At 61.6% G+C, this 24,163-nt stretch carries 25 protein-coding genes; 19 read left to right on the top strand and 6 right to left on the bottom strand.

Annotated features, from left to right (window positions below; translation table 11 throughout):
- Nucleotides 1-82 precede the first annotated feature (82 nt).
- The 7 genes from AB7951_RS22695 to AB7951_RS22665 all read left to right on the top strand — a co-directional run bounded on the left by AB7951_RS22695 (nt 83) and on the right by AB7951_RS22665 (nt 5,503).
- Nucleotides 83-745 carry a TetR/AcrR family transcriptional regulator gene (locus AB7951_RS22695; RefSeq protein WP_439062267.1) on the top strand — a complete coding sequence of 221 codons (663 nt, stop codon included), beginning with the start codon at nt 83-85 and terminating at the stop codon, nt 743-745.
- 90 nt (nt 746-835) lie between these two features.
- The gene (locus AB7951_RS22690) at nt 836-1,201 is read left to right on the top strand and encodes a YciI family protein (protein WP_089262007.1); all 366 of its coding nucleotides are present in this window, start codon (nt 836-838) and stop codon (nt 1,199-1,201) included.
- Entirely contained in the window at nt 1,198-2,532 is a 1,335-nt protein-coding gene (locus AB7951_RS22685) for an RNA polymerase sigma factor (RefSeq protein WP_439062268.1), read from the top strand. The genes AB7951_RS22690 and AB7951_RS22685 overlap by 4 nt, the downstream gene beginning before the upstream one ends.
- 172 nt (nt 2,533-2,704) lie before the next feature.
- The gene (locus AB7951_RS22680) at nt 2,705-3,106 is read left to right on the top strand and encodes a DoxX family protein (RefSeq protein WP_439062269.1); all 402 of its coding nucleotides are present in this window, start codon (nt 2,705-2,707) and stop codon (nt 3,104-3,106) included.
- A gap of 15 nt (nt 3,107-3,121) precedes the next feature.
- Nucleotides 3,122-3,529 (top strand): VOC family protein, encoded by a 408-nt coding sequence (locus AB7951_RS22675; protein ID WP_068733526.1) that lies wholly within the window; start codon nt 3,122-3,124, stop codon nt 3,527-3,529.
- Nucleotides 3,530-3,780: 251 nt separating this feature from the next.
- On the top strand, nt 3,781-4,980 hold the full coding sequence (locus tag AB7951_RS22670; protein WP_439062270.1) for a multidrug effflux MFS transporter: 1,200 nt from the start codon (nt 3,781-3,783) through the stop codon (nt 4,978-4,980).
- Nucleotides 4,981-5,020: 40 nt separating this feature from the next.
- Nucleotides 5,021-5,503 (top strand): anthrone oxygenase family protein, encoded by a 483-nt coding sequence (locus AB7951_RS22665; protein WP_439062271.1) that lies wholly within the window; start codon nt 5,021-5,023, stop codon nt 5,501-5,503.
- 23 nt (nt 5,504-5,526) lie between these two features.
- Here the strand turns inward: AB7951_RS22665 and AB7951_RS22660 are convergent, their stop codons facing one another.
- The 3 genes from AB7951_RS22660 to AB7951_RS22650 all read right to left on the bottom strand — a co-directional run bounded on the left by AB7951_RS22660 (nt 5,527) and on the right by AB7951_RS22650 (nt 11,048).
- The gene (locus AB7951_RS22660) at nt 5,527-7,773 is read right to left on the bottom strand and encodes a TonB-dependent siderophore receptor (protein ID WP_441256045.1); all 2,247 of its coding nucleotides are present in this window, start codon (nt 7,771-7,773) and stop codon (nt 5,527-5,529) included.
- Between the two features lie 182 nt (nt 7,774-7,955).
- Nucleotides 7,956-8,759, bottom strand: a complete 804-nt coding sequence (locus AB7951_RS22655; RefSeq protein ID WP_092139189.1) for an SDR family NAD(P)-dependent oxidoreductase — start codon at nt 8,757-8,759, stop codon at nt 7,956-7,958.
- 93 nt (nt 8,760-8,852) lie between these two features.
- Nucleotides 8,853-11,048, bottom strand: coding sequence for a TonB-dependent siderophore receptor (locus AB7951_RS22650; protein ID WP_439062273.1), 2,196 nt, complete (start codon nt 11,046-11,048; stop codon nt 8,853-8,855).
- Between the two features lie 331 nt (nt 11,049-11,379).
- Between AB7951_RS22650 and AB7951_RS22645 the strand changes: the two genes are divergently transcribed.
- On the top strand, nt 11,380-12,027 hold the full coding sequence (locus AB7951_RS22645; protein ID WP_120288530.1) for a glutathione S-transferase family protein: 648 nt from the start codon (nt 11,380-11,382) through the stop codon (nt 12,025-12,027).
- 5 nt (nt 12,028-12,032) lie between these two features.
- Complete coding sequence (locus AB7951_RS22640; protein ID WP_120288531.1) at nt 12,033-12,398, top strand: nuclear transport factor 2 family protein; 366 nt, start codon at nt 12,033-12,035, stop codon at nt 12,396-12,398.
- A 47-nt stretch (nt 12,399-12,445) separates the two neighbouring features.
- Here the strand turns inward: AB7951_RS22640 and AB7951_RS22635 are convergent, their stop codons facing one another.
- Both AB7951_RS22635 and AB7951_RS22630 read right to left on the bottom strand, forming a co-directional pair.
- Nucleotides 12,446-13,207, bottom strand: a complete 762-nt coding sequence (locus AB7951_RS22635) for a pirin family protein (RefSeq protein ID WP_439062274.1) — start codon at nt 13,205-13,207, stop codon at nt 12,446-12,448.
- A gap of 136 nt (nt 13,208-13,343) precedes the next feature.
- A complete protein-coding gene (locus tag AB7951_RS22630; protein ID WP_439062275.1) occupies nt 13,344-13,937 on the bottom strand; it encodes an isochorismatase family protein in 594 nt (197 codons plus the stop codon).
- A 77-nt stretch (nt 13,938-14,014) separates the two neighbouring features.
- Between AB7951_RS22630 and AB7951_RS22625 the strand changes: the two genes are divergently transcribed.
- On the top strand, nt 14,015-14,956 hold the full coding sequence (locus tag AB7951_RS22625; RefSeq protein ID WP_439068743.1) for a LysR substrate-binding domain-containing protein: 942 nt from the start codon (nt 14,015-14,017) through the stop codon (nt 14,954-14,956).
- 4 nt (nt 14,957-14,960) lie between these two features.
- Here the strand turns inward: AB7951_RS22625 and AB7951_RS22620 are convergent, their stop codons facing one another.
- Nucleotides 14,961-15,155: a hypothetical protein gene (locus AB7951_RS22620; protein ID WP_439062277.1), complete on the bottom strand. Its 195-nt coding sequence runs from the start codon at nt 15,153-15,155 to the stop codon at nt 14,961-14,963.
- A 62-nt stretch (nt 15,156-15,217) separates the two neighbouring features.
- On the opposite strand from AB7951_RS22620, the gene AB7951_RS22615 reads away from it, so the two are divergent.
- The 9 genes from AB7951_RS22615 to AB7951_RS22575 all read left to right on the top strand — a co-directional run bounded on the left by AB7951_RS22615 (nt 15,218) and on the right by AB7951_RS22575 (nt 24,155).
- On the top strand, nt 15,218-15,634 hold the full coding sequence (locus AB7951_RS22615) for a YciI family protein (protein WP_439062278.1): 417 nt from the start codon (nt 15,218-15,220) through the stop codon (nt 15,632-15,634).
- Nucleotides 15,635-15,661: 27 nt separating this feature from the next.
- The gene (locus tag AB7951_RS22610; protein ID WP_089261981.1) at nt 15,662-16,087 is read left to right on the top strand and encodes a YciI family protein; all 426 of its coding nucleotides are present in this window, start codon (nt 15,662-15,664) and stop codon (nt 16,085-16,087) included.
- A 163-nt stretch (nt 16,088-16,250) separates the two neighbouring features.
- Nucleotides 16,251-16,955 carry a TetR/AcrR family transcriptional regulator gene (locus AB7951_RS22605; protein ID WP_439057252.1) on the top strand — a complete coding sequence of 235 codons (705 nt, stop codon included), beginning with the start codon at nt 16,251-16,253 and terminating at the stop codon, nt 16,953-16,955.
- A gap of 107 nt (nt 16,956-17,062) precedes the next feature.
- Nucleotides 17,063-17,542 (top strand): DUF2852 domain-containing protein, encoded by a 480-nt coding sequence (locus tag AB7951_RS22600; RefSeq protein WP_439062279.1) that lies wholly within the window; start codon nt 17,063-17,065, stop codon nt 17,540-17,542.
- Nucleotides 17,543-17,930: 388 nt separating this feature from the next.
- Nucleotides 17,931-18,644 carry a protein TolQ gene (gene tolQ / locus AB7951_RS22595; RefSeq protein ID WP_068733549.1) on the top strand — a complete coding sequence of 238 codons (714 nt, stop codon included), beginning with the start codon at nt 17,931-17,933 and terminating at the stop codon, nt 18,642-18,644.
- A 37-nt stretch (nt 18,645-18,681) separates the two neighbouring features.
- The gene (locus AB7951_RS22590; RefSeq protein WP_093759405.1) at nt 18,682-19,155 is read left to right on the top strand and encodes a biopolymer transporter ExbD; all 474 of its coding nucleotides are present in this window, start codon (nt 18,682-18,684) and stop codon (nt 19,153-19,155) included.
- 52 nt (nt 19,156-19,207) lie between these two features.
- Complete coding sequence (tolA, locus tag AB7951_RS22585; RefSeq protein ID WP_439062280.1) at nt 19,208-20,239, top strand: cell envelope integrity protein TolA; 1,032 nt, start codon at nt 19,208-19,210, stop codon at nt 20,237-20,239.
- Between the two features lie 76 nt (nt 20,240-20,315).
- On the top strand, nt 20,316-21,641 hold the full coding sequence (tolB, locus tag AB7951_RS22580; RefSeq protein WP_093760005.1) for a Tol-Pal system beta propeller repeat protein TolB: 1,326 nt from the start codon (nt 20,316-20,318) through the stop codon (nt 21,639-21,641).
- 186 nt (nt 21,642-21,827) lie between these two features.
- On the top strand, nt 21,828-24,155 hold the full coding sequence (locus AB7951_RS22575; protein ID WP_439062281.1) for a putative bifunctional diguanylate cyclase/phosphodiesterase: 2,328 nt from the start codon (nt 21,828-21,830) through the stop codon (nt 24,153-24,155).
- Nucleotides 24,156-24,163 lie beyond the last annotated feature (8 nt).

Here is a 24,163-nt window from a genome sequence, read left to right as displayed (position 1 = left end):
GGCGGACTGTTACGACCTGTCCGCCGGTTGATTTTAGTACCGTCTCGCATAATATAAATCTGGTCAAGGGATTTAATGCGAAATGGTACAAAAAAAGAAAAAGCCCGTCGTCGTGGCGAAGCCGGAGGTGGCCACCGAGCCGAAGCGCCGCGGCCGGCCACGCGCCTATGAGCCCGACGTGGCGATCGGGCAGGCGCTGGCGTTGTTTCGCAAAGGCGGTTATGCGGCGACGTCGCTCGACGATCTCAGCGAAGTGACCGGCATGAACCGGCCGTCGCTCTACGGCGCCTTCGGCGACAAGCGCGCGCTCTATATCAAGAGCTACCAGCGCTATCGCGACGACTACACCGTCCGGGTCATCGCGATCTTCAAGGCCGATATCGACATCCGGGAGCGGCTGCGCCGGTTCTTCGATGCGGCACTCGACATCTACACCACAGGCGATACCGCGCCGCGCGGCTGTTTTGCTGTCATGACGGTGGCGTCCGACGCTATCGCCGATCCGGAGATCGGCGCGATGATGCGCGAAAATTTTGTCGAGCTCGACGACGCCTTTGGCTGGTGTTTCAAGACCGCCGTCGCGCGCGGCGAATTGCCGGAGACGATCGATGTTCCCACGCTGTCGCAGATGGCGTCTGCGATACTGAATATGCTCTCGATCCGGTCCCGTGCCGGTGTTCCGCGCGCAGAGCTGGAGGCGTTCCTGCAGAAGGCGGTCGGCCTGTTATGCCGGCCCTCCGCATGACGTGTTCCACGTCGCCGCGCTCCCAACAATAATTTCCGCTAACCTGTCGGGATCGCACGATGTCGACCGTCTTTCATCCAAGGAGACCCCATGCTTTACGCCATCCTCTGCTACCATGATGAAGCCGTTGTCGGCGGCTGGTCGAAGGACGAAGACGACGCCGTGATGGCGAGGCTTGCCGTTGTGCACGGCAAGCTCGCGCAACAGGGCCGGCTCGGTCCCGTTGCGCGACTGCTGCCGACCACCGCGGCGACAACGTTGCGCAAGGACGAGCCGCCGGTGGTGCTGGACGGCCCCTTCGCTGAAACCAAGGAACAGTTGCTCGGCTTCTATGTCGTCGAGGCCGAAAACCTCGACGGCGCGCTGGAGATTGCGCAGGACCTCGGCCGCGCCAATCCCGGCGGCGCCTATGAAATTCGCCCGATCGGCGTCTTCCACGGAGCGTTCCAGCCATGACCGATGTCGCCTGGATCGATGCGGCGCTGACCTCGGCGCGTCCCCAGGCGCTCGGTGCGTTGCTGCGCTATTTCCGTAACCTCGACACCGCGGAGGAGGCGTTCCAGAACGCCTGCCTGCGCGCGCTGAAGACCTGGCCCCAAAATGGCCCGCCGCGCGATGCCGCGGCCTGGCTGATCATGGTCGGCCGCAACGTGGCCATCGACGATATCCGCCGCGGTGCAAAACAGCAGCCGCTGCCGGACGATGACCATGCGATATCCGATCTGGATGATGCCGAGAGCGAACTGGCCGAGCGTCTCGACGGCTCGCATTATCGTGACGATATCCTGCGGTTGCTGTTCATCTGCTGCCACCCGCAGCTCCCGGCGACACAGCAGATTGCGCTGGCACTGCGGATCGTCTCGGGCCTGACGGTGAAGCAGATCGCCCGCGCCTTTCTTGTCTCGGACGCTGCGATGGAACAGCGCATCACCCGTGCCAAATCTGCCGTCGCCAAGGCCAATGTGCCGTTCGAGACGCCCGGCGCGCCGGAGCGCAGCGAGCGTCTCGCTGCTGTGGCCGCCATGCTCTATCTGATCTTCAACGAGGGTTATTCGGCGTCAGGCGAGAGCATCGATCTGCGCGCGCCATTATGCGAGGAGGCGATCCGCCTGGGACGGCTGCTGCTCAAGCTATTTCCGGCCGAACCGGAGATCATGGGCCTCGCAGCGTTGATGCTGCTGCAATATGCCCGTTCGGCGGCGCGCTTCGATGCCAATGGCGCGCTGGTGTTGCTCGACGATCAGGACCGCACGCTGTGGAACGGCAAGATGATCGCCGAAGGCCTGGCGTTGATCGACAAGGCGATGCGCCATCGCCGCACCGGCGCCTACCAGATCCAGGCTGCCATTGCCGCACTTCATGCCCGCGCGGCGAAACCGGAAGACACCGACTGGGCACAGATCGACCTGCTTTATGGCTCGCTGGAAATCCTGCAACCGTCGCCGGTGATCACGCTCAATCGCTCGGTGGCGGTTTCGAAAGTGCGCGGTCCCGAAGCCGCGCTGGAGATGATCGCGCCATTGGCTGCAAAGCTCTCGAACTATTTCCACTTCTTCGGCGTGCAGGGCGCCTATCTGATGCAGCTCGGCCGCAACGACGAAGCGCGAGAAAGCTTCAACCGCGCCATCGCTTTGGCTAATACCTCGACGGAGGCGGATCACATCCGGATGCATCTCGATCGGCTGATGCTGGAGAGCAAGCCGCCGAACAGTAGCCGCAAACGAAAGACGGGCGAGACGCTTTCTGCTCCCTCCCCCCTTGCGGGGGAGGGCCGGGGAGGGGGGTAACCACAAGCGATGGCGTGTGTGGCACCCCCCTCCCGGCGCTGCGCGCCACCCTCCCCCGCAAGGGGGGAGGGAAGAAAACACACCGCGAATAATTTCTATGGCGGTGTCGGATTACGTCGATGCCGCTCGTCTTTGAGACATCGGCAGCTATTCGAACCACAGGACCCATTTCATGCCCGTCTCCCGTACCGCGCTCTGGATCGGCCGCATTCTCAGCGGCCTCGTCATTCTCTTTCTTGTGATGGATGGCGGGATCAAGCTGGTGCCGATCAAGGAGGTTACCGAGACCATGCAGCAGCTCGGCTATAGCGGCAGTATGGCGCAGGCGCGCGGCCTTGGCGTTCTCACGCTGCTCTGCGCATTGTTTTACGCGATCCCGCGCACGTCCGTTTTCGGCGCCATTCTGCTCACCGGGCTGCTCGGTGGCGCGATGGCGACACATCTGCGCGTCGACAGCCCGCTGTTCACGCATCTGTTGTTTGGCTTTTACATCGGCGTGATGGCATGGGGTGGGCTGTACCTGCGCGATCCCGCTATGCGCGCGATGATCCCGATCCGACCCCAAAGTCTTTAACCGGAGGAAAGAGCGATGCAGGTCAATCCCTATCTTCACTACAACGGCAATTGCGAAGAGGCCCTCAATTTCTATGTGAAGGCAATCGGGGCCAAGATCGACGTCATCATGCATGTGGAAGGCTCGCCCGCGGCGGAACAGATGCCGCCGTCGATGGCCAAGAAGGTGCTGCATGGCCAGATCTCGGTCGATGGCGAGGTCATCATGGCCTCGGACGCGCCGCCGGATTATTTCGAGAAGATGCAGGGCATGTCGGTCTGTCTGCAGATCCAGGATCCTGCAGATGGCGCCAAGGTCTTCGCGGCATTGTCCGAGGGCGGCACCATCAAGATGCCGTTCGGCGCCACGTTCTGGTCAAAGGGATTTGGTATGTGTGTCGACAAATTCGGTGCGCCCTGGATGATCAACTGCGCGATGGAGTGATGTGAGGCGTACGCCGCTTTCTTACCTCTCCCCGCGCCTGCGTGGGGAGAGGTCGCCGCGTCTTCGCGGCGGGTGAGGGGGGCACGATGCCAACCGCTTGATTGGCGTGTAGGGCTCGCTTCCGCTACAAGGCGCCCCGTCAGATCATTGGTGTTGTGAGAGGCTGTGCCTTGCTCCTCATCCCAGCCGGCGTGTCACGATCAGCGATCGAAGATGCGTCGCGGCCACGTTGAACAAGAAAAGAAAATCCCATGTCCGCCTTTACCCGCAACGCCGTCGTGCTCGGCCTGCTCTCCGCCGTCGGTCCCTTCGCCATCGACATGTATCTGCCGGCGCTGCCGGCGATCACCGCCGATTTGCGCACCACGACCTCGGCGACGCAGATGACGCTGATTGCGTTCTTCATCGCCTTCGGCCTGTGCCAGATCGCTTATGGACCGCTGTCCGACGTCTATGGCCGCAAGGCGCCGCTTTATGCAGGTCTGACGCTGTTCATCGCCGGCTCGATCGGTTGCGCGCTGGCACCGGGTGTGGCCTGGCTGATTGCGTTCCGCTTTGTCCAGGGTCTCGGCGCCGCCGCCATGGGCGTGATCCCGCGTGCCATCATCAGGGATCTGCACACCGGCCCTGAGGCGACCAGGCTGATGGCGTTGGTCATGCTGGTATTCTCGGTATCACCGATCCTCGCGCCGCTCGGCGGAAGTGCGCTGATCGTGCCATTCGGCTGGCGCGCCGTGTTCGTTGCAACGACCATCGCAGCCGTCATTGCTCTTGTGCTGGTGGCCTCGCTGCTGCCGGAAACGCGCCCCGCACATGAGCGCATCTCGGGCAGTGTGCGCAATGTGCTCGGCAGCTTCGGCGAGCTTTTGCGCGACTGGCACTTCCTCGGGCTCACCTTCATCGGTGGTCTCGGCATGGCGAGCTTCTTCGCGTTTCTTGCGACATCATCCTTTGTCTATATCGGCCACTATGGCCTGACGCCGACGCAGTACAGCCTGGCCTTCTCGGTCAATGCCATCGGCTTCATCGGCGCCTCTCAATTCGCTGGCTATCTCGGTGGCCGCTTCGGCATGGGCCGCGTGGTGATGGCGGCGGTGTCGGCCTATGCGTTTTTCGCAGTCGTGCTGCTGGCGCTGACACTGGCCGGCTTCACCAGCCTTGCCGTGCTGATTCCGCTGCTGTTCGTCTCCTTCGCCTTCCTCGGTCTGGTGATCCCATCCACCATGGTGCTGTCGCTGGAGAACCACGGCCCCATCGCCGGCATCGCCTCCGCCCTGGGCGGTACGCTGCAGATGGTCAGTGGCGGTGTGATGATCGGCGTGTCCGGGCTGTTCTTCGACGGCACCTCGCTGCCGATGGTCGCGACCATCGCCTGCACGGCGGTTGGTGCGCTTGCCGTCAGTATCGCCACGCTACGCCCGCGCGAACTTTCGCCGCAGCTCGCGGAGTAGTAAAACTGCTAGGCTGCGCGCCGACGGGGTCGAGGTGAGGATGGGACGAATGTCGTTCGGCCTGACATTTGCGGCAGCGATAGGCGCCGGCCTGATGGCCGGGCTGTTCTTCGTATTCTCGGTCACGGTGATGACCGCGCTCGGCAAGCTGCCAGCGCCGGCCGGTATTGCCGCGATGCAGTCGATCAACAGCACGATTCTCAGCCCGCTGTTCCTCACCGCTTTTATGGGCACGGTTCTGCTCTGCGTCATCATCGCTGTGATCGCGGTACTGAACTGGTCGCATCCGGCGTCACCCTATCTCGTCACGGGTGCGCTGCTCTATACCGTCGGTACCTTCCTCGTCACCGTTGTCTTCAACGTGCCGCTGAACGACGCGCTCGCTGCCGCGCCAGCCGACAGCGCCGAGACTGCAAGTCTGTGGACGCGCTATCTGTCGGTCTGGACCGGCTGGAACCACGTGCGCACGGCGGCATCCACCGGCGCGCTGGCCTTTTTTATGCTGGGGCTCCGCGTTCTCTAGTGCAGACCTGCTGCCTCGTCGCCTCAGAATCGATACGTCGCGGTGCTCAGCAGCGTGCGGCCCATGCCGTAGAAGCAGTCGCCGAACGACAGACAGGTGGCGATGTTGCGGGTATCGGCAATATTGGTCGCATTGAACTGCAGCCGCCACGGGCCATTGTCCCAGCGCACCATGGCATCGAACAGCGTGTAGTCCGGCGTGCGCAGCACGTCGATGCCGTCCCAGGATTCGCCGATATAGCGCACGCCGGCGCCGACGGTGACCTCAGGCAGGCCGAGCGAGGCCAGGCGATATTTGCCCCACAATGAGGCCTGCTGCTGCGGCACGCTGGCCACGCGCTTGCCGGCATTGTCGCCGGACTCGATCCGCGCGTCGGTATAGGCATAGGCGCCGATCAGGTCGAGATTGGGTGTGACGCTGGTCAGCACTTCCAGTTCGGCGCCCTTGATCCGCACCTGGCCGGTCTGGATCGAGAAGATCGGATTGGACGGGTCGCCCGACAGCCGGTTCTTCTCGGTGGTGTCGTAAAACCCGACATTGATCGCTGTGCCGGCGAACGGATTGTACTTAACGCCGACCTCATACTGCTCGCCGCGCACCGGCTTGCAGAACGTGGCGCAGGTGCCGGCGCCGAAGATCGGATTGAACGATTGCGCCCAGGACACATAGGGCGTCACGCCGAACGGCAATTCGTACATCAGCGCGGCGCGGCCGGTGGTGGCCCTGTCGTTCTGGGTGGGCAGTCCCTCGATACTATAGCTGACATAGTCCTGCCGCACGCCGAGCAGTGCGAGCCATGGTCCCAGCCGCATCTGGTCCTGCGCATAGAAGCCGGTCTGGCCCTGCTGTGCCTGCCGATCGTCGGTCAGCGAGGCCGAGAAACTGCTATAGACCGGCGCATACAGGTCGAACGGCCGCGGATCGAGGCCGGTGCCGCTGCGAGTTTTCTCGTGCAGGCCGAGATAGTCGATGCCCACCAGCACCTTGTGCGACACCGCGCCAGTCTGCAGCTTGATTTCGGCATTGCTGTCGGAGGTGAAGGCGTCCTTCGCCGCCTGACGGGCGTAATAGATCCGCTGTACGGTACGCCGGCCGGCGTCCAGGAATGGATTGGTGGGGTTGGAATACAGGTCCGGATACATGATGGCGTAATCGCCGTCGGTATGGCTGTAGCGGAAGCTCTGCTTGATCTTCAGCGCATCGCCAAAGCTCTGCTCGTAGAGGCTGGTGATGCCGCCGGTAGTGATGTTGTAGCGATCGTAATTGGGCTCGCCAGCAAAACGGTTGACCGGAATATAGCCGTTGGGGCCGGGCTTCAGCACGCCCTCGATGGGCAGGAAGGCGCTGAACGAGCTGGAACTGTCCTTCTGGTAGTTGCCGAGCACGGTCCAGGAGATGTCATTGGTCGGGCGCCAGGTCAGCGACGGCGCCAGCAGGATGCGGTCGTTCGGCACGTAGTCGACCTGCGAGTTGGAGTCGCGCAACACGCCGACGAAGCGATACAGCCACTCGCCATCCTTGGTCAGCTTGCCGGTGGAGTCCATCTGCAATTGCTTGCGGTCGAAGGAACCATACTGCACGCCGATCTCGTTACGGGATTCGGCCTGCGGGCGTTTCGACACTTCGTTGAGTACGCCGCCGGTGGACGAGCCGCCATACAACACGGACGGTCCGCGCAGCACTTCGATGCGCTCCAGCGCATAGGGATCGCGGCGCCATTCCAGCACCTGGCTGAGCCGCGAGCCCTGCATGCCGTCGAGATAGCGGCTCGGCTCCTGGCCGCGGATCAACGTGTAGTCGCCGCGCGCATCGCCGCCGAACGGATCGGCGGTCACGCCTGGCACATAGCGCAGGGTTTCCTGCACAGACAGGCCGCCCTGGTCGGTAATGCGATCGGCGGTCACGACCGAGATCGACTGCGGAGTCTCGCGGAGTGGCGTGTCGGTCTTGGTGCCGCCCATGCCGCGATTGGCGAGATAGCCCTGCACCGGGCCGGTGGCGGTCTCGGCACGGACGCCGGGAGCCGCGGTGGCAGCCGCAACCGGCGCATTGTTGCGGGCCGCGGCCTGGCGTGTTGCACGCGCGCGTGCGGTCGATGGGCGGGTCGCGCGCGCACGCGCGGCCGGTCGAACGGGTTGATCCACCACCACGGCGGGCAATGCGGTGCTGCCTTGCGGCGATTGCGCCTGCGATGGCGTCGTGATCAACGCCAGCATCGGCAGTGCCGTCCCGACCAGCCATCCCAGATGTGTGGAAGATTTGAATGTCATTTGCCCGCACCCCATACCAAGTGATGCAGGCGACTTATCACGCAGCGACGCAGCCGTAAGACGTCCGGGGCGTCATACAATTAGTCTGGAATTAGTATCTCTCTAAGGTGGCGGAGGTGTGCGCTGGAATCGGCAGCCGTGCAATCCGGATGATGCTGCACGTCATCTGGGCCCGACCTTCGCTAGCCGTTGATGCCCTCGCGCCGCAGCGTCGGCAGGCCGATGCCCGTGGCGTCGAAACCGCCATCGACCGCCAGCATCTGGCCAGTGATATAGCTCGACCGGTCGCTGCACAGGAAGAAGATCGCGTCGGCGAGCTCGTCCTCGCCGCCATAGCGATTCAGCGGAATCGCATCGTGATAATCGGCGCGGATCGCCGGCGTATGCACGGCCTTGGCCATCGCGGTTTCCACCGGGCCCGGCGCCACCGCATTGACGCGGATGCCGAGCAGCGCGAGCTCGACAGCGGACTGCTTGGTGAAGTGAATGATGCCGGCCTTGCTGGTGCCGTAGGCGACGCGCAGGGTGGACGCGCGTAGCGCCGAGATCGAGGCGATGTTGACGATGGCGCCGCCGCCATGCTCGCGCATCAGCGGAGCGGCCGCCTTGGTGCACAGGAACGGGCCGGTGAGGTTCACGGCCATGATGCGTTCCCATTCCTCCAGCGTCGTCTCGAGCAGAGGCTTGAAATTCGCAATGCCGGCATTGTTGACCAGCGCATCGAGCCGGCCGAAGCGGGCCTGCGTGGCGGCAAAGGCCTTGTCGACAGCAGCAGCGTCGGAGACATCCGTATGCAGCGCCAGCGTGTTGTCGGGATCGTTCAGCGCCTTGACGCTGGCGTCGAGCAGCTCGCGTTCGATATCCAGCAGCGCGACACGATAGCCTTCGCCAAGAAAGCGCTTGGCCACGGCAAGGCCGATGCCGCGCGCGGCGCCGGTGACGAGTGCAACCTTGCGAATCTGTTCCTTGCCGTCAGCCTTAGTCATGTCCTGCCCTGTGTCTTGATCACTTCAGGGCTGTTTAGAGAACGACAACGGCCGGGACAAGCCCGGCCGCGAACTTGTGGCAGGTCTGACCACTCAGAACCGGTAGGTCGCTGACCCCAGCACTGTGCGCCCGATGCCGTAGAAGCAGTCGCCACGCGCGAGGCAGGTGGCGAGGTGCCGTTTGTCGGTGATGTTGCTGGCGTTGACCTGGAAACGCCAAGGGCCTGTCTCGTATTTGATCATGGCGTCGAACAGCGTGTAGTCCGGCGTGCGGAGCGTATCCGTGCCGTCCCAGGACTCGCCGATATAACGCACGCCGCCGCCGAGGGTGACGTCGCGCAGACCCAGCGACGTCAAGCGATAGGTGCCCCACAGCGATGCCTGGTGATCCGGCACGGTTTCCACATGCTTGCCGACATTGTCGCCGCTTTCAACCTTGGCATCGAGATAGGAGTAGCTGCCAATCAGTCTGAGGTCGGGCGTCACCTGGGTGATGACCTCGAGCTCCACGCCACGGATACGCACCTGTCCAGTCTGGATCGAAGCGATGAAACCATTTGCATCGGGCACGGATCCTGAGGCCAGCCGGTTCTTCTCGACTGTGTCGAAAATAGCGCCATTGATCGCGGTGCCCGGGAATGGATTGTACTTGAAACCGACCTCGTAGATCTCGCCGCGCTGCGCCTTGCAGATCTCGGCGCAGACATTGGCGCCGAAGATCGGATTGAACGACTGCGCGTAGGTGACGTAGGGGTTGAAGCCAACAGGCGTTTCATACATCAGGCCCACGCGGCCCGTTGTGGCCTTGGTGTCTTCGTCGGGGCTGCCTGCGACGCGGTTGCTGACATAGTCCTGTCGAACGCCGACCGTGGCGAGCCAGGGGCCGAGCCGCATCTGGTCCTGCGCGTACAGGCCGAGCTGGCTTTGCCGCACCGCGGGGGTATCGGACAACACAGGCGCCGTAAGACTGGTGTAGACCGGAGCATAGAGATCGAACGGTGTTGGATCAAAGCCACCGCCTGAACGTGTGCGCTGGTTCAGGTCGCGATAGTCGAGGCCGAACAGCATCTTGTGCGAAACAGGTCCGGTCAGCAGCTTGAGCTGGACATTGTTGTCCATGGTCAGGCTGTCCTTGGCCACTTCCTGGCTGGAGATGTAGCGCGCCACCGTTCGGTGTTCGGGATCCAGAAACGGATTCGAGGGATTTGAGTAGGAATCCGGGTAGGCCGTCCGATAGATGCCTTCGACATGCGTGAAGCGCAGGTTCTGGGTGATTTTCACGGCATCGTTGAAGCTGTGTTCGAACAGGCTGCTGAAAGCACCGGTCTCGGTCTGGTATTTGTCGTAGCCGGGATAGCTCGCGAAGCGATTCACCGGAATGAAGCCGTTCGGCCCCGCGAACAGCGTGCCTTCATGCGGCAGGAACGCCGTAGAGCTGCCGCTCGTGTCCTTCTGATAGGTGCCGAGCACAGTCCAGCTGGTGTTGTTGGTCGGCCGCCAGGTCAGCGACGGTGCCAGCACGATGCGGTCGTCCTTGGTGAAGTCGGTCTGCATGTTGCTGTCGCGGAAGACGCCGACGAAGCGATACAACCACTCGCCATCCTTGGTCAGCTTGCCGGTCGTATCGATCTGCACCTGCTTGCGGTTGAAGCTGCCAAATTGAACGCCGATCTCGCTCGCCGCTTCCGCCTGGGGGCGCTTCGAGATCAGGTTGATCAGGCCCGCCGTGGACGTGTCGCCGTACAGTACGGACGCCGGTCCGCGCATCACCTCGATGCGCTCGGCCGTATAGGGATCGGGCCGCCATTCGTTGAACCGATAGGCGTCCGCCGCGCGCGTACCGTCGAGATAGATATTGGGGTCCTGACCACGGATGCGCGGGTAGTCGCCGCGTGAGTCCACACCGTAGGCGTCGGCGAAGACGCCCGGGATATAACGCAGGGCATCCTGAACACTCGTCGCGCCCTGATCGGCCATGCGATCGGTCGTGACCACCGTGATCGACTGCGGCGTCTCGCGCAGCGGCGTGTCGGTCTTCATGCCGGTGGTGCTCTGCCCGGCGAGGTAGCCCTGGACCGGACCCGTGCCGGATTCGAAAGCTGCAGCAGCCGGAGCGGCGGTCGCGGCCGGCGCTGCCGGTCCCCGGGCGGCAGTCCGACGGCTGGCGGCGGAGCGCGCCGCCTGCGACCGCTGCGGACGTGCCGGCGTGGCACGCGGTTTGGCCTGCTCTACAACGACGGGCGGAAGCTGGCTCTGCGCCTGCGCCGGAGCTTCGATCGCGAAGGTCATAAGAACTGCGATAGACGCTCCGAAGAGTCGCTGTGAGGTTTGGGAAATGGCCACGCTTACGCTCCTTAGCTAATTTTCAGCTAAGTCGGTAACGCGCGCGTGAAGCGGTGTGAACGGCAAATGGCCATTTCCACAGGTTGCCAGCTTAGTATCGTTCTACTTTTCGAGCTCTGAATATGTCCAAGGCCCGCATGGAAGGATTTTGGCTCCCCTGTCGCGAAAATGGGCCGATACTTGTCGGAACGCGTAGAGCTCATTCGTCCTTGGTCGACGTCATTCGCCAGGCTCATGCAGCGGCGATGTATTTCATCCATCCCGACAGGAGGTTCCCTTGTCCCTCACACTGCATTTCCATCCGCTGTCGTCTTATTGCTGGAAGACGCTGGTCGCGCTGTACGAGAACGACACGCCGTTTACGCCGCATATGGTCAATCTCGGCGACGAAGCTGAGCGCGCGGCGCTGTTGAAACTGTGGCCGATCGGCAAATTCCCCGTGCTGGAAGATGATGAGCGCGGCGCGATCGTGCCGGAGTCCTCCATTGTCATCGAGTTTCTCGACCGGCATTTTCCCGGCCGCACGCGTTTCATCCCCGATGGCGACGCCGGCCTGCAGATGCGGTTACGCGACCGCTTCTATGATCTCTATGTGCACACGCCGACGCAGAAGATCGTCGGCGACCGTCTGGTGCCGGCCGACAAGAAGGATCCGCATGGTGTGGCCATGGCGCGTGCGTTGCTCACCACATCCTACGGCATGATCGACAAGCAGATGGCGACGAACGCGTGGGCGATGGGCGCAGCGTTCACGCTCGCCGACTGCGCCGCGGCTCCGGCGTTGTACTACGCGAACAAGGTGCATCCGTTCGGAGACGCACATCGCAACGTCTCGGCCTATCTTGGCCGGTTGCTGGCGCGTCCATCATTCGCGCGGGTGGTGAAGGAGGCGGAGCCGTACGCGCACATGTTTCCGGAGGAGTGAGCATTATGAGTGCCGACAAGGCGGGGATCATTCGAGACCTGTTTGCAGCCTATCTGCGCAATGACCGCGGGGCCGTCGAAGATGCGTTCACGGACGACTTCACCTTTACGAGCCCGTTCGATGACGGGATCGACAAGCCTACCTATTTCGCCCGCTGCTGGCGTGTCGCCGACTGGATCGCGCAGCATGATCTTGAGCGTATCGCCGTCGATGGCGATACGGCTTTCGTGACCTATCGTTGCGTGGCGAAGGACGGCAAGAGTTTTCGCAACACCGAAGTCTTCGGCTTCGAGGGCGATCTCATCCGGTCGATCGATGTGTATTTCGGCGCGAGTTACAAGAACGGGGTGTTTCAGAAGCAGGCGTCGTAAGGGCGTAATCATACGAGTGCGGACAAGATCCGAACCATCCATTCGGATCAGCCACTGATAGTTCCTCCACGCGAGAACTTAGCGCTCCGATCAACGAGGAAAACAACAAGATCTGTTTCCTGGACAGCGGTAACATTCATCTCGGCCTGATCCGCGGCAAGCATCAGCGCGGTGTGCGTTCCGACGTCGTGCTGTCCCGCAGATATTCTGCCCTGAAAAACATATAGCCAACGATCAAACCCGGGTTTGGACGGGAGGTCGATACTTCGACCTGCCGATAGATGGGTATCGTACAAATAGATGGCCTGACGTACGAAGGTCGGCGCGCCCGATCCTTTCGGTCCGGTCAGCAACCGCCATTGATCGTTGCGCTTGATTTTATCGAGTTCAACAAATTGAACGATCGGCTCTTCGTCTGTGGCCTCAGGCCGAACGAAAATCTGCAGCATTTCGATCTGGTCGTCTCCGACAACTCGCTCTTCGTGATGAAAGCCGCGGCCTGCGTTCATCACCATCAACCGGTCGGGCGATATAAGTTCGCTCTTTCCGGCGGAGTCGGTGTGCTGCATGCGGCCTGCGCGCATGTAGCTTATGATCTCGTCATTGCGATGCTCGTGCATCCTCACGACGAGGCCGGGTTGCAGCCGGGCGTGGTCGATAACGCCAAGCCCGCCGAAGCCTGCGTCATTTGGCTGTCCCAGAGAGATGCCGGGATGGATTCGACGCAACTGGAATGGCCCTTGCGACCGCACCTGATGGCTTTCGGGCGAGACGACGCCGATCCCTTCGATGGTTGGTACTGAGGTCATGTTTTTTCTCCTTATCGCGTTTTCGAGCGAAGTGGATGCCGGTTCGCGTCAAGAAAACGCGTCAAACAAAAAGCTGGAGCCCGGTTCTGCTTCAATCAGAACCAATGAGGCTCCAGCTTCGGCGGGCGCGACGGCGTTACGGATTGATCGGCGGAAGCACTTCGGTGAACAGCAACTGGATGAGTTTTTGCCCATTGGGCGTTCCCCAGTTCTGAGCGAGCTCGGCGATCATCGTGTTGGTCGCTGTTAAAACAACGCCAGCATCCTGCATGCGCCGGCGGGACATATCCTCGGAGAGCTCGAATGGAGACCCCGAAGCATCCATGACCGCTTGGACGCTGTAGCCTTCCGCCACCGCATCGATCGCCGGGAAGACGAGGCAGACGTCGGTCGTGACGCCGGCCATGATCAGGTTCTTTCGTCCCGTCGCTTCCACCGCTGCCTTGAAGTTGACGTCGGTCCAGGCATTGACAATGCCTTCGCGCTTGACGCGCGCTTTGAAGGCGTCTGGCAGGATCTCCTGCAGCTCCGGCAACAGCGGCCCCTGCAGGCGATCTTCCTGGCTCGACGTCAGGACGGTCGGAATGTTCAGGATGCTCGCTGTTTTCGCCAGTGCCAGCGACATGCGCTTGGCCCGGGCGACGTCGATGTTCTTGATCAACTGCATCGTGCCGATCTGATGATCGATGAGCAGAAGCGCGGAATTTTCCGGGGTGAAGTAATTGGGCATGATCTGACCTCGTTTTGGCTGAAAGAGCCTCATTGCTCGCCCATAAGTGTAGAAATGAAACAAAGCCCGCGGCAGACTTGAAAAATGACCTCGTCATGTTTCATAAATGGAACATGACAGTCTTCGGAGATTTCGACGGCCTTGCGCTATTCACCCGCATCGTCCAGGCGGGAGGGCTCGCGGCGGCCGAGCGTGCGACGGGCATTCCGAAAGCGACGCTGTCCCGGCGACTGTCGGTGCTGGAAAATACCTTGAACGTCCGACTCGTCCGGCGGACGAAGAAGGGCGTCGTGCTCACAGAGCAGGGGCAGCAACTTTTCGAACGAAGCCGTGCGGCCTTCTCGCTCGCTGAAGAGGCCGTAGCCGAGGTTCAGGACGAGCGCGCAGCCCTGTCGGGCAACATTCGTCTTTCCTTGCCGCCCGATATCGCCACTGCAGTGCTTGCGCCTGCGTTGATCCGGTTCGGAGTCAGACATCCCGATGTCACGATTGAGATAACGCTTGCCGATCGCAGAGTGTCGCTGATTGAGGAAGGATATGACTTGGTGGTTCGGATGGGGCCGGTCGCGGACTCCGAACTGGTCTTCAGGAGAATTGCCACCTTGCCGAGAGTGCTGGTCGCCAGCCCGGACTTTTTATCGGCGCACTCCAGTTTGAACGAGCCGCAGGACCTCAGGGAAATTCCCGCGCTTGCGATCCGTCGCGATCTGGTCGAATGGGACCTGCGAAACGACAAAGGCGTGACTGCAACTGTCCATCCCAAAATCGGCTTTGCGATCAACCGGCAGACGATATTGGTGGACGCAGCAATTGCGGGCCTCGGGATTGCCAACCTGCCATTCTTTTTAGTTGAAGCCGCGCTGACATCCGGTGCGCTTGTTCGCGTCCTGACAGGTTGGGAGCCATCTCCCGTCGAGATGACGGCGCTCTGGCAAAAGGATAGATTCAGCGGCCGCCTGATAAAGGCAATCGTGACCGAATTCGCAGATGCGCTGAAAGATGATCGGGTGTCGCGCTAGTCGATCATTCGAAATGCTGTTGAGCGATGATTGCGTCCGGGAGAGCCACACGGGCGGCCAGTTGTGATCCGGTAATTGTAGAAGCCTGCCAGGCCGATTGCGCAGCGGCATAGCCCAACTTCGCAGCGGGATTGCCGCTGACCATGGTTGAAGGAAAAAATCCATTGGTCATGACGTCTGAAATAATTTCACCGGTCATGTCGGACTGGCAAAAGCTGCTTCGTCATCCTTGCAGTCGAACCTTCCAACGGAGAAAGACCGATGCGTTTCATGGTGATTGTGCATGCGAACAAGGACACCGAAGCCGGCGTGATGCCGACGACGGAAATGCTGACCGCGATGGGCAAGTTCAATGAAGAGATGTGCAATGCCGGCGTGATGCAGGCCGGCGAGGGGCTGCACCCGACATCGAAAGGCGCGCGGATCACCTTTACCGGCAGTGAGCCAGTGGTGAAGCAAGGGCCGTTCGATGTGACGCGTGATCTGATAGCGGGCTTCTGGCTGATCGACGTCGCCTCGAAGGACGGGGCGATCGCGTGGATGAAGCGGGCGCCGTTCGCGGCCGGCGACGAGATTGAGATCCGTCAGGTGTTTGCGGCCGAGGATTTCGGCGACGCCCTCACACCCGAATTGCGCGAGAAGGAAGAGCGCCTGCGCGCGCAAGCCGCCAAGAAATAAGCGACGAGATCAACGAGGATAATGACCATGCGATTCATGATGCTGATGATCCCCGGCGGCTATGAGACTGCGGCGCCGGGCACCGTGCCGGAGGACGTCGAGCGCGTCGCCGCGATGATGGCCTATAATAAGGCGCTGATGGACGCCGGTGTGCTGATCACCTGCGACGGATTGCACCCGCCATCGATGGGCGCGCGGGTGTCCTTTCCATCCGGCAAGCCGGTGGTGACCGATGGGCCGTTCGCGGAATCCAAAGAAGTGCTCGGCGGCTACTGGATGATCGACGTCGCCTCGCGCGATGAGGCCATCGCCTGGGCCAGCCGCTGCCCGGCGACGCCCAACGAGGTGATCGAGATCCGCCAGGTGCAGGAAATGGCCGATTATCCGGAGGACGTGCAGGCCGTCGCCTCGGGATTCGAGGAGATGCAAACCACCGCAAAGCGGCTCGGCTGAGGCAAAATCATTGCGACGGGCATGAAACGGTCGTGTCGCAACACGGCCGCATGCCCGCCGCAGGATTTCCGCATGCGGCGGGCGTTGATTTGTTGAGGGAATTTGCGCCGGTCACACCGTTTTGGTGTGACCTTTTGGCCCGGCTCATGTTAAAGCCCTTCACATGAGCTGGCGCAAAGACAGCCGCGGCGAGCGCGGTTATCACCACGGAAATCTGAAAGAGGCCCTGCTGCAGGCGGCACTGGGGCTGATTGCGGAGAAGGGGCCTGCGGGCTTCACCTTCGCCGATGCCGCGCGCACGGCCGGTGTCAGCGCGGCCGCGCCCTATCGCCATTTCCGCGATCGCGACGACCTCCTCGCCAGCATCGCGCAGCGTGGCTTCGAGCAGTTCGAGCAGGTGCTGACGGCGGCGTGGGATGATGGCCGTCCGAATACGGTCACGGCCTTCGAGCGGATCGGCAAGGCGTATCTCGCTTTCGCCCGCACTGAACCGGCCTTCTATTCGGCGATGTTCGAATCCGGAATCCCCGTAGATTCCAGTCCTGAACTGGCCGCGGCGGGAGAACGTGCCTTCGGTGTGATCCGTGCGGCGGCAGAACGTTTGGCCGCCTTGACGCCGCCCGGTGTGACGCGTCCACCGGCGATGATGATGGCGCTGCATATCTGGTCGCTGGCGCATGGCGTGGCCTCGCTGTTCGGCCGCGGCGATGCTGCGCGGCGCAAGCTGCCGATGTCGCCGGAGGATCTGCTGGAAGCCGGCGCGCTGATTTATTTGCGCGGACTGGGCTTTCCAACCGACCAAAACGTCCACAAGTCCGACACATCTACAGCGCCCAAATCGGGTCCTTGGGGAACCGCCCCAAAATAATTCGCGGCGCTCCCCTTGCGGTCGTCTTGACAAAATCCGGCCGTGAGCTAGGTATGTAAATGTTATTTACATTCACAAGCGGCATGGTGCCGCTGATGGAGAGGAAAATGGCCAACGCTGCAGATTACAATCGATGGGGTCCACCCGCCGATGATCGGGTGTCCTACCAGATGCGCTCACCATGGCACATCGTATTGATCGTGCTTGGTTTTATCATCTGGTGGCCGGTTGGCCTCGCACTTCTCTTCTTCACACTCGGGAGCAGAAAAATGGGTTGCTGGGATCGTAACGGCCGTTTCGAGAACAAGATGGAGCGAATGCAGTACAAGATGGAGCGCATGCGCAACCGCATGGAGCGCTCAGGCTTCGGGTCGGGCTTCGGCTTCGGCCCGCCGACCTCGGGCAACCGCGCCTTCGACGAATATCGCGTCGAAACCCTGCGCCGCCTCGAGGAAGAACAGCACGAATTCAAGAACTTCCTCGATCGTCTGCGTCACGCCAAGGACAAGGAAGAGTTCGACCAGTTCATGGCGCAGCACCGCCCGAAGCCGACCCCGCCATCGGATAACAATCAGGCGCAGGGCTAACAGCCCGGAACTGATAGGCGTCAGGCGGTAGCGCCCCCTTCGCCCGATGCCGACATCGCCGCCCGTCTGATCATTCAGGCGGGCGGTTTTGCTTTGTCACGGGCCCTTCACGAACAAGCGAATACCGCTTCATTTCTCGGCCAAAACACGCTTTGGTAACTCCGCATTAACCATGACTGGCGTCTGGTAAAAGCCGCAGAAACGCGTGCAAGCCCTTGTTTTGACATGTTGGCAGGGAATTTAGGGCCCGGCTTCGGACAAGCCCTCCATGCGACACAACAAGAACATTGCATTGGCGTTCCGCGCCGCGCGCGATGCGTGGCAGCGACACCAGCGATGAGCAAGTCGCTGGCAAATTAAGGATTTTTGCGTTGAGAGGATACCGTTCATGAATCCGGCCGATGTCGCGCAGTCAGCCCTGCCGCTGGCTTCATCCGACGTTTCGCTGATCGCGCTGTTCCTGCAGGCCCACTGGATCGTGAAAGCGGTCATGCTGGGACTGCTGGGCTGTTCGGTGTGGGTCTGGGCGATCGCGATCGACAAGATGTTCCTGTATTCGCGCACACGCCGCGCCATGGACCGGTTCGAGCAGGCCTTCTGGTCCGGCGAGTCCATCGAGGATCTGTACCGCGCGCTCTCCGCCAAGCCGACGCAGTCGATGGCGGCGTGTTTCGTCGCGGCGATGCGCGAGTGGAAGCGGTCTTTCGAAAGCCAGGCGCGCTCCTTCACCGGTCTGCAGATGCGCATCGACAAGGTGATGAACGTCTCCATCGCCCGCGAGGTCGAGCGCCTTGAGCGCCGGCTTCTGGTGCTGGCGACGGTCGGTTCGGCCGGCCCCTTCGTCGGTCTGTTCGGCACCGTCTGGGGCATCATGTCGAGCTTCCAGGCGATTGCGGCGTCCAAGAACACATCGCTCGCCGTGGTCGCGCCTGGTATCGCCGAAGCGCTGTTCGCCACGGCCATCGGCCTTATCGCCGCCATCCCGGCGACTATTTTCTACAACAAATTCACGTCAGAAGTGAACAAACAGGCCCAGCGCCTGGAGGGGTTTGCCGACGAGTTTTCAGCGATCCTGTCGCGCCAGATCGACGAGCGCGTCTGATGGGTGACGAATTGAACCTTGAAGTGAGCACCCTGTCATGGGGATGAATATGGGCTCGGGCGGTGGTGGCGGAGGTCGGCGCGGGCGCCGGCGTGCTGCCGTCATGGCCGAGATCAACGTCACCCCGATGGTCGACGTCATGCTCGTGTTGATGATCATCTTCATGGTGTCGGCGCCGCTGATGACCTCGACCATCGATATCGACCTGCCGATCGCAAGCGGCGGCAAGTCGATATCGCAGAATGCTCCGCCACTCACCGTGTCGGTGAAGCGAACCGGCGGTGGCTGTAATTCGGCAGTCGAAATGTATGTCGGCGACGCCCTGGTGCCGGTGAGTGAGCTCGACGCCAAGATCAAGGCGATCCGGGCGACGCGTTCGGAGACAGACAACACCGTGTTTCTCCGTGGTGACAAGGACGTCTGTTACACGGACATGATGAAATTGCTCGGCACCGTTCGCTCTGCCGGATTCAAGGCCAATATCGTGATCCTGCCGGAGCAGGGGACGTAAGCTCGTGGAACAGCCGGTTGATCTGGGCAGGAGCAGGATTGGAAATCTGATCGTGAAGGTCGACAAGACACTCATCGCATCGGTAGCCCTGCACGTCATCGTGATCGGGTGGGGACTTCTCACGTTCTCTTCCAAGGCATTGGAAGTGATGCCGGAGGATTCCGTCGGGGTCGACATCAGCGTCGAAAGCCAGTCCATGGTCGGTCAAAAGACCGGCAAGAAGGAAAATCCGAAGCCGAAGGTGGAGAAGGTCGCCGAGGCCAAGCCGCCGGTCGAGGATACCGTCGGCAAGATCGACGACAAGAAGCCGCCGGTGATCACCGAGACGGCGCCGAAGGAACAGCCGAAGACTGACGAGAAAGCGGCGGCCGAAGCAGCGAAGGCGGAGGCTGCGGCAAAAGCCGAGGCTGCAGCGAAAGCCGCGGCCGATGCCAAGGCAAAGGCAGAAGCCAAAGCGGCGGCGGTGGCCGACGCCAAGGCAGAGGCTGAAGCGAAGGCCGAGGCTGACGCCAAGGCGCAGGCAGAAGCCAAGGCGAAGGCCGAAGCGCAAGCCAAGGCTAAAGCAGAAGCCAAAGCGAAGGCTGAGGCAAAAGCCAAGGCTGATGCCGAAGCGAAAGCCAAGGCCGAAGCACAGGCCAAGGCAGCAGAGGCCAAGAAGGCCGAACGCGTGTTCGATCAGTCAAAGATCGCGGCACTGATCGACAAGCGCGATCCGACCCGGAATTCGGTGACGGGGTCCGACCTCAATCCGAACGAGGCTCTGGGTTTGGCGAAAGGCAATGCGAGCAACAACGTCGCCACTTGGGGCGCAATGTTCAAGTCGCAGGTCGAGCGCTGCTGGAAGAAGCCCTATGGCGGCATCGAAGCGCAGATGACCGAGTCGATTTTCAGCGTCAAGCTGAAGCGTGACGGGTCGTTGGAAACGACGCCGGTTGCCATCAGCAATCCAACGACGCCGTATTTCCGCGTCTATCAGGAGAGCGCACTGCGTGCGATTATCGAATGTGCGCCGTATAAACTGCCTACGGCGTTTTTTGACGAATGGAAGTTTTTCGAACCCGTTTTCACCGAACGACGGTCATGAGCACGTCACTCCTGGTGACGATCACGAATACCGAGCAAAGCCCGCAATAATGACCGACAAGAATGGATTGCCCCCGATGTTGTTTCGCCCGAGCCGCCGACAGATCATCACAGGAATGGCGGCGACAGGTCTGCTGATGGGCACCAGTGCGCGAACCGCCTTCGGGCAGGCGCGCGTGCAGATCACGGAAGGCAATGTCGCGCCGCTGCCGATCGCGATCCCGAACTTCTCCGCCGGCACCGGTGCGGATAACGAAGTCAGCGTCGGCGTCTCCCAGGTCATCACCAACAATCTGAAGCGCAGCGGCCTGTTCGCGCCGATCGATCCGGCGGCCTTCGTCGAGAAGGCCATCAATATTGACGCGCCGCCGAACTTCGTGAACTGGAAGACCGTCAATGCGCAGGCGCTGGTCACTGGCCGCATGACCCGACAGGGCGATGGTCGCCTGAAGGCCGAATTCCGGCTGTGGGACGTCGCCACCGGTCAGCAATTGGCTGGCCAGCAATATTTCACCTCGCCGGAATACTGGCGTCGTATCGCCCACATCATTTCCGACCAGATCTATGAGCGCCTGACCGGCGAGAAAGGCTATTTCGATAGCCGCGTGGTCTTCGTTGACGAAACGGGCTCCAAGGAGCGCCGCGTCAAGCGACTGGCCCTGATGGATCAGGATGGTGCCAATGTGCGTTACCTGACGCGCGGGGCGGATCTGGTGCTGACACCGCGGTTCTCGCCGTCCACGCAAGAGATTACCTATATGGAATTCGGCCAGGGTGATCCCAAGGTCTATCTCTTCAACATCGAGACGGGTCAGCGCGAGGTCGTCGGCAACTTCCCGGGCATGTCGTTCTCGCCGCGCTTCTCGCCGGATGGCCAGCGTGTCATCATGAGCCTGCAGCAGGGCGGCAATTCGAACCTGTTCGTCATGGATCTGCGGTCGAAGTCGACGACGCGCCTGACTGATACGCCGGCGATCGATACCTCGCCGTCCTATTCGCCGGACGGGGCACGGATTTGTTTCGAATCCGATCGCGGCGGCAAACCGCAGATCTATACGATGGCGGCCACCGGCGGCGGTGCCCAGCGCATCTCGTTCGGCGAAGGCAGCTATTCGACCCCGGTCTGGTCGCCGCGCGGCGACTATATCGCCTTCACCAAGCAGGGCGGCGGGCAGTTCTCGATCGGCATCATGAAGCCCGACGGGTCCGGCGAACGGCTGCTGACGTCCGGCTATCATAATGAGGGTCCCACCTTCGCGCCCAATGGCCGCGTGATCATGTTCTTCCGCGATACGGGCGGGGGCCCGTCCCTGTTTACGGTCGACGTTTCGGGTCGTAACGAACTCAAGGTCCCGACGCCCGGCTTCGCGTCCGATCCGGCCTGGTCGCCGTTGCTATCGTAAACAAACGATTGGCGGCGACGGGCGGATTACCGGCTATTCCCGGCAAACTTTGCCCACCGCGCTGAAATCACGAGCAGATTTGCTGTTTATGCGAATGCGTAAACAGTTCGCTAACGATGTTCCCTCAGAAAGACTTCATCAGGACCCGGTACCAATGTGCGCCTGAACAGGACGCATTTACGCCCGATGCAGCTCGCCGACCACAACCGGACGAACAGCAAATCGATGTCGCCGTCGATCTACACGGCGCTCGTCGATTCCTTGTTCGAAAACCCGATTCCGATGCTGGCCGGTGCGGTCTGCGCCGGGACCGGCGCAGTCATGACTGCGGTGAAGACCGGCAACCCTTTGCTGTGGCCATGCGCCGCCCTGATCATCGTCATTGGCGCTTTGCGGGCCCTTCAGCTTAGCCGCTATGAAAAGCGCGAGACCGCGCTGACGCCCGACGAGGCGATCCGCTGGGAATTCAATTACATGGTTGGCGGCTCGCTCTATGCAGCCGCGTTGGGCCTGTGGTGTTGGGTTGTTTTGCTTGGCAGCGATGATCCGGTCGCGCATATGCTGGGTACGGCAGTGACCGTCGCCTATATCGCGGCCGGCGCCGGCCGAACCTATGGCCGTCCGAAGATCGCGCAGTTGCAGGTGCTGCTGGCGTGCGGTCCGATGGCGCTGGCGCTGATTATCCACGGTGACTTCTACTATATCGGCTTTGCGTTTCTGAACGTCCTGTTCTTTGTCGGCCTGCGCCGGATCACGCTTCGTCTACATGACGTCTACGTCAAGGCGCTGCTGGCCACCGAGCGGGTCGGCTCCATCGCCGGCCAGTTCGATACGGCGCTGAACAACATGCCCAACGGCCTGTGCATGTTCGGCGCCGATGGTCGGTTGGCGGTGCTCAACAATCGCTTCACTGCGATGATGGAGATTTCAGAGGATCTCGTGCAGCGCGGCGTGACTGCTCGCGAAGTCGTTTCGCTCTGCGTCAATGCGGGGACGGTTTCGTCGGCCAGCGCGATGACCATCATCACCGAGATTGAAAGCTCGAAGGCGGCCGAAATCACGACCCTTGATCATGCCCACGAGAGCGAACGCGCATTGTCGTGGAAGTTTCAGCCGATGGTCGGCGGCGGCACGGTCGTTCTGCTTGAAGACATTACCGAGCGCCGCAATTCCGAAGCGCGTATCAGCCACATGGCGCGTTTCGACGAATTGACGGGGCTGCCGAACCGGGTCAGTTTCCGGAACGAAATCGGCCGCATGCTGAAGAGCTCGGACCAATCCACGCTGTCGGCACTGCTGTTCGTCGATCTCGATCAGTTCAAGCAGGTCAACGATACGCTTGGTCATCCATGCGGCGATCAGCTGTTGTGCATGGTCGCCGATCGGCTGCGCGAAATGTTGCGCGCGGATGACTTCGTGGCTCGTTTTGGCGGTGACGAATTTGTCGTGTTCCAACGTGCCATCAAGACAAATCATGATGCAGCCGATCTGGCGCGTCGCATCGTCGAACGGCTCAGTGAGCGCTACGAGGTCGACAATCATCAGGTCGAGATCGGCGCCAGCGTCGGCATCGCGTTGACGGAACCCGACGTCAGCGCTGACAACCTTTTGAAAAACGCCGATATGGCGTTGTATCGTGCGAAGGCCTCCGGCCGTGGCACCTTCTGCTTCTTCCGCGACGAGATGGCCCAGACGGTCGAGGCGCGCCGCGTGCTCGAACTGGATCTGCGCCAGGCGCTCGCCAATGAAGAATTCGAGATTTACTACCAGCCGCTGGTCAATCTGAAGTCGGGACGCATCTCGACCTGCGAAGCGCTGCTGCGCTGGAATCATCCTATCCGCGGCACTGTTTCACCGGTCGATATCATTCCCGTCGCAGAAGACATGGGCCTGATCGTCGATCTTGGCCGCTGGATTTTGCGCAAGGCCTGTATCGAATGCATGAAGTGGCCAGACGCGGTCAGCGTCGCCGTCAACTTCTCGTCGCAGCAGTTTCATCAGCGCGACGTGTTGAGCGAGGTACGCTACGCCCTCGATGTGTCCGGGCTGCCTGCACGTCGTCTCGAGATCGAGATTACCGAATCGTCGCTGCTGCGTAATACGCAGTGGACTCACGATGCCCTCGCGCAGCTTCACGCAGCAGGTTGCCGGATTTCGCTCGACGATTTCGGTACCGGCTATTCGAGCCTGAGCTATCTGCACAATTTCCCGCTGCAGAAGGTGAAGATCGATCGCTCATTCCTCGAAGGGATCGATACGGACCGTCCGTTGACGCTGCTGCGCGGCGTCGCGCGCCTCAGTGCCGATCTGGGAATGACTGTTGTCGTCGAAGGCATCGAGACCAACGAGCAGCTCGAACTGATCAGCGCCGACGGCACGATCAGCGAGGCGCAGGGCTATCTGTTCAGCCGCCCGGTGCCTGCGACCCGGATCAGGCAGCTCCTGGACGCGTCCCACGGACGTCGCGTGATCGAGCCCGGCGCCAATGTCGAGGCCACGCGCGCACCGGCCTGACCAGCCGC

The sequence above is a fragment of the Tardiphaga sp. 285_C5_N1_2 genome (genome assembly GCF_052076065.1).
In the GTDB taxonomy this organism is placed as follows: Bacteria; Pseudomonadota; Alphaproteobacteria; order Rhizobiales; family Xanthobacteraceae; genus Tardiphaga; species Tardiphaga robiniae.
Note: the sequence above shows the minus strand (reverse complement) of the source record. Positions and strands in the feature narration are given on the sequence as shown.

Bases quoted from the DNA above. Each gene is read 5' to 3' on its own strand.
- AB7951_RS22695 (WP_439062267.1), top strand. From the start codon at position 83: ATGGTACAAAAAAAGAAAAAGCCCGTCGTCGTGGCGAAGCCGGAGGTG.
- AB7951_RS22690 (WP_089262007.1), top strand. From the start codon at position 836: ATGCTTTACGCCATCCTCTGCTACCATGATGAAGCCGTTGTCGGCGGC.
- AB7951_RS22685 (WP_439062268.1), top strand. From the start codon at position 1,198: ATGACCGATGTCGCCTGGATCGATGCGGCGCTGACCTCGGCGCGTCCC.
- AB7951_RS22680 (WP_439062269.1), top strand. From the start codon at position 2,705: ATGCCCGTCTCCCGTACCGCGCTCTGGATCGGCCGCATTCTCAGCGGC.
- AB7951_RS22675 (WP_068733526.1), top strand. From the start codon at position 3,122: ATGCAGGTCAATCCCTATCTTCACTACAACGGCAATTGCGAAGAGGCC.
- AB7951_RS22670 (WP_439062270.1), top strand. From the start codon at position 3,781: ATGTCCGCCTTTACCCGCAACGCCGTCGTGCTCGGCCTGCTCTCCGCC.
- AB7951_RS22665 (WP_439062271.1), top strand. From the start codon at position 5,021: ATGGGACGAATGTCGTTCGGCCTGACATTTGCGGCAGCGATAGGCGCC.
- AB7951_RS22660 (WP_441256045.1), bottom strand. From the start codon at position 7,773: ATGACATTCAAATCTTCCACACATCTGGGATGGCTGGTCGGGACGGCA.
- AB7951_RS22655 (WP_092139189.1), bottom strand. From the start codon at position 8,759: ATGACTAAGGCTGACGGCAAGGAACAGATTCGCAAGGTTGCACTCGTC.
- AB7951_RS22650 (WP_439062273.1), bottom strand. From the start codon at position 11,048: ATGACCTTCGCGATCGAAGCTCCGGCGCAGGCGCAGAGCCAGCTTCCG.
- AB7951_RS22640 (WP_120288531.1), top strand. From the start codon at position 12,033: ATGAGTGCCGACAAGGCGGGGATCATTCGAGACCTGTTTGCAGCCTAT.
- AB7951_RS22635 (WP_439062274.1), bottom strand. From the start codon at position 13,207: ATGACCTCAGTACCAACCATCGAAGGGATCGGCGTCGTCTCGCCCGAA.
- AB7951_RS22630 (WP_439062275.1), bottom strand. From the start codon at position 13,937: ATGCCCAATTACTTCACCCCGGAAAATTCCGCGCTTCTGCTCATCGAT.
- AB7951_RS22620 (WP_439062277.1), bottom strand. From the start codon at position 15,155: ATGACCGGTGAAATTATTTCAGACGTCATGACCAATGGATTTTTTCCT.
- AB7951_RS22615 (WP_439062278.1), top strand. From the start codon at position 15,218: ATGCGTTTCATGGTGATTGTGCATGCGAACAAGGACACCGAAGCCGGC.
- AB7951_RS22610 (WP_089261981.1), top strand. From the start codon at position 15,662: ATGCGATTCATGATGCTGATGATCCCCGGCGGCTATGAGACTGCGGCG.
- AB7951_RS22605 (WP_439057252.1), top strand. From the start codon at position 16,251: ATGAGCTGGCGCAAAGACAGCCGCGGCGAGCGCGGTTATCACCACGGA.
- AB7951_RS22600 (WP_439062279.1), top strand. From the start codon at position 17,063: ATGGCCAACGCTGCAGATTACAATCGATGGGGTCCACCCGCCGATGAT.
- tolQ (WP_068733549.1), top strand. From the start codon at position 17,931: ATGAATCCGGCCGATGTCGCGCAGTCAGCCCTGCCGCTGGCTTCATCC.
- AB7951_RS22590 (WP_093759405.1), top strand. From the start codon at position 18,682: ATGGGGATGAATATGGGCTCGGGCGGTGGTGGCGGAGGTCGGCGCGGG.
- tolB (WP_093760005.1), top strand. From the start codon at position 20,316: ATGTTGTTTCGCCCGAGCCGCCGACAGATCATCACAGGAATGGCGGCG.
- AB7951_RS22575 (WP_439062281.1), top strand. From the start codon at position 21,828: ATGCAGCTCGCCGACCACAACCGGACGAACAGCAAATCGATGTCGCCG.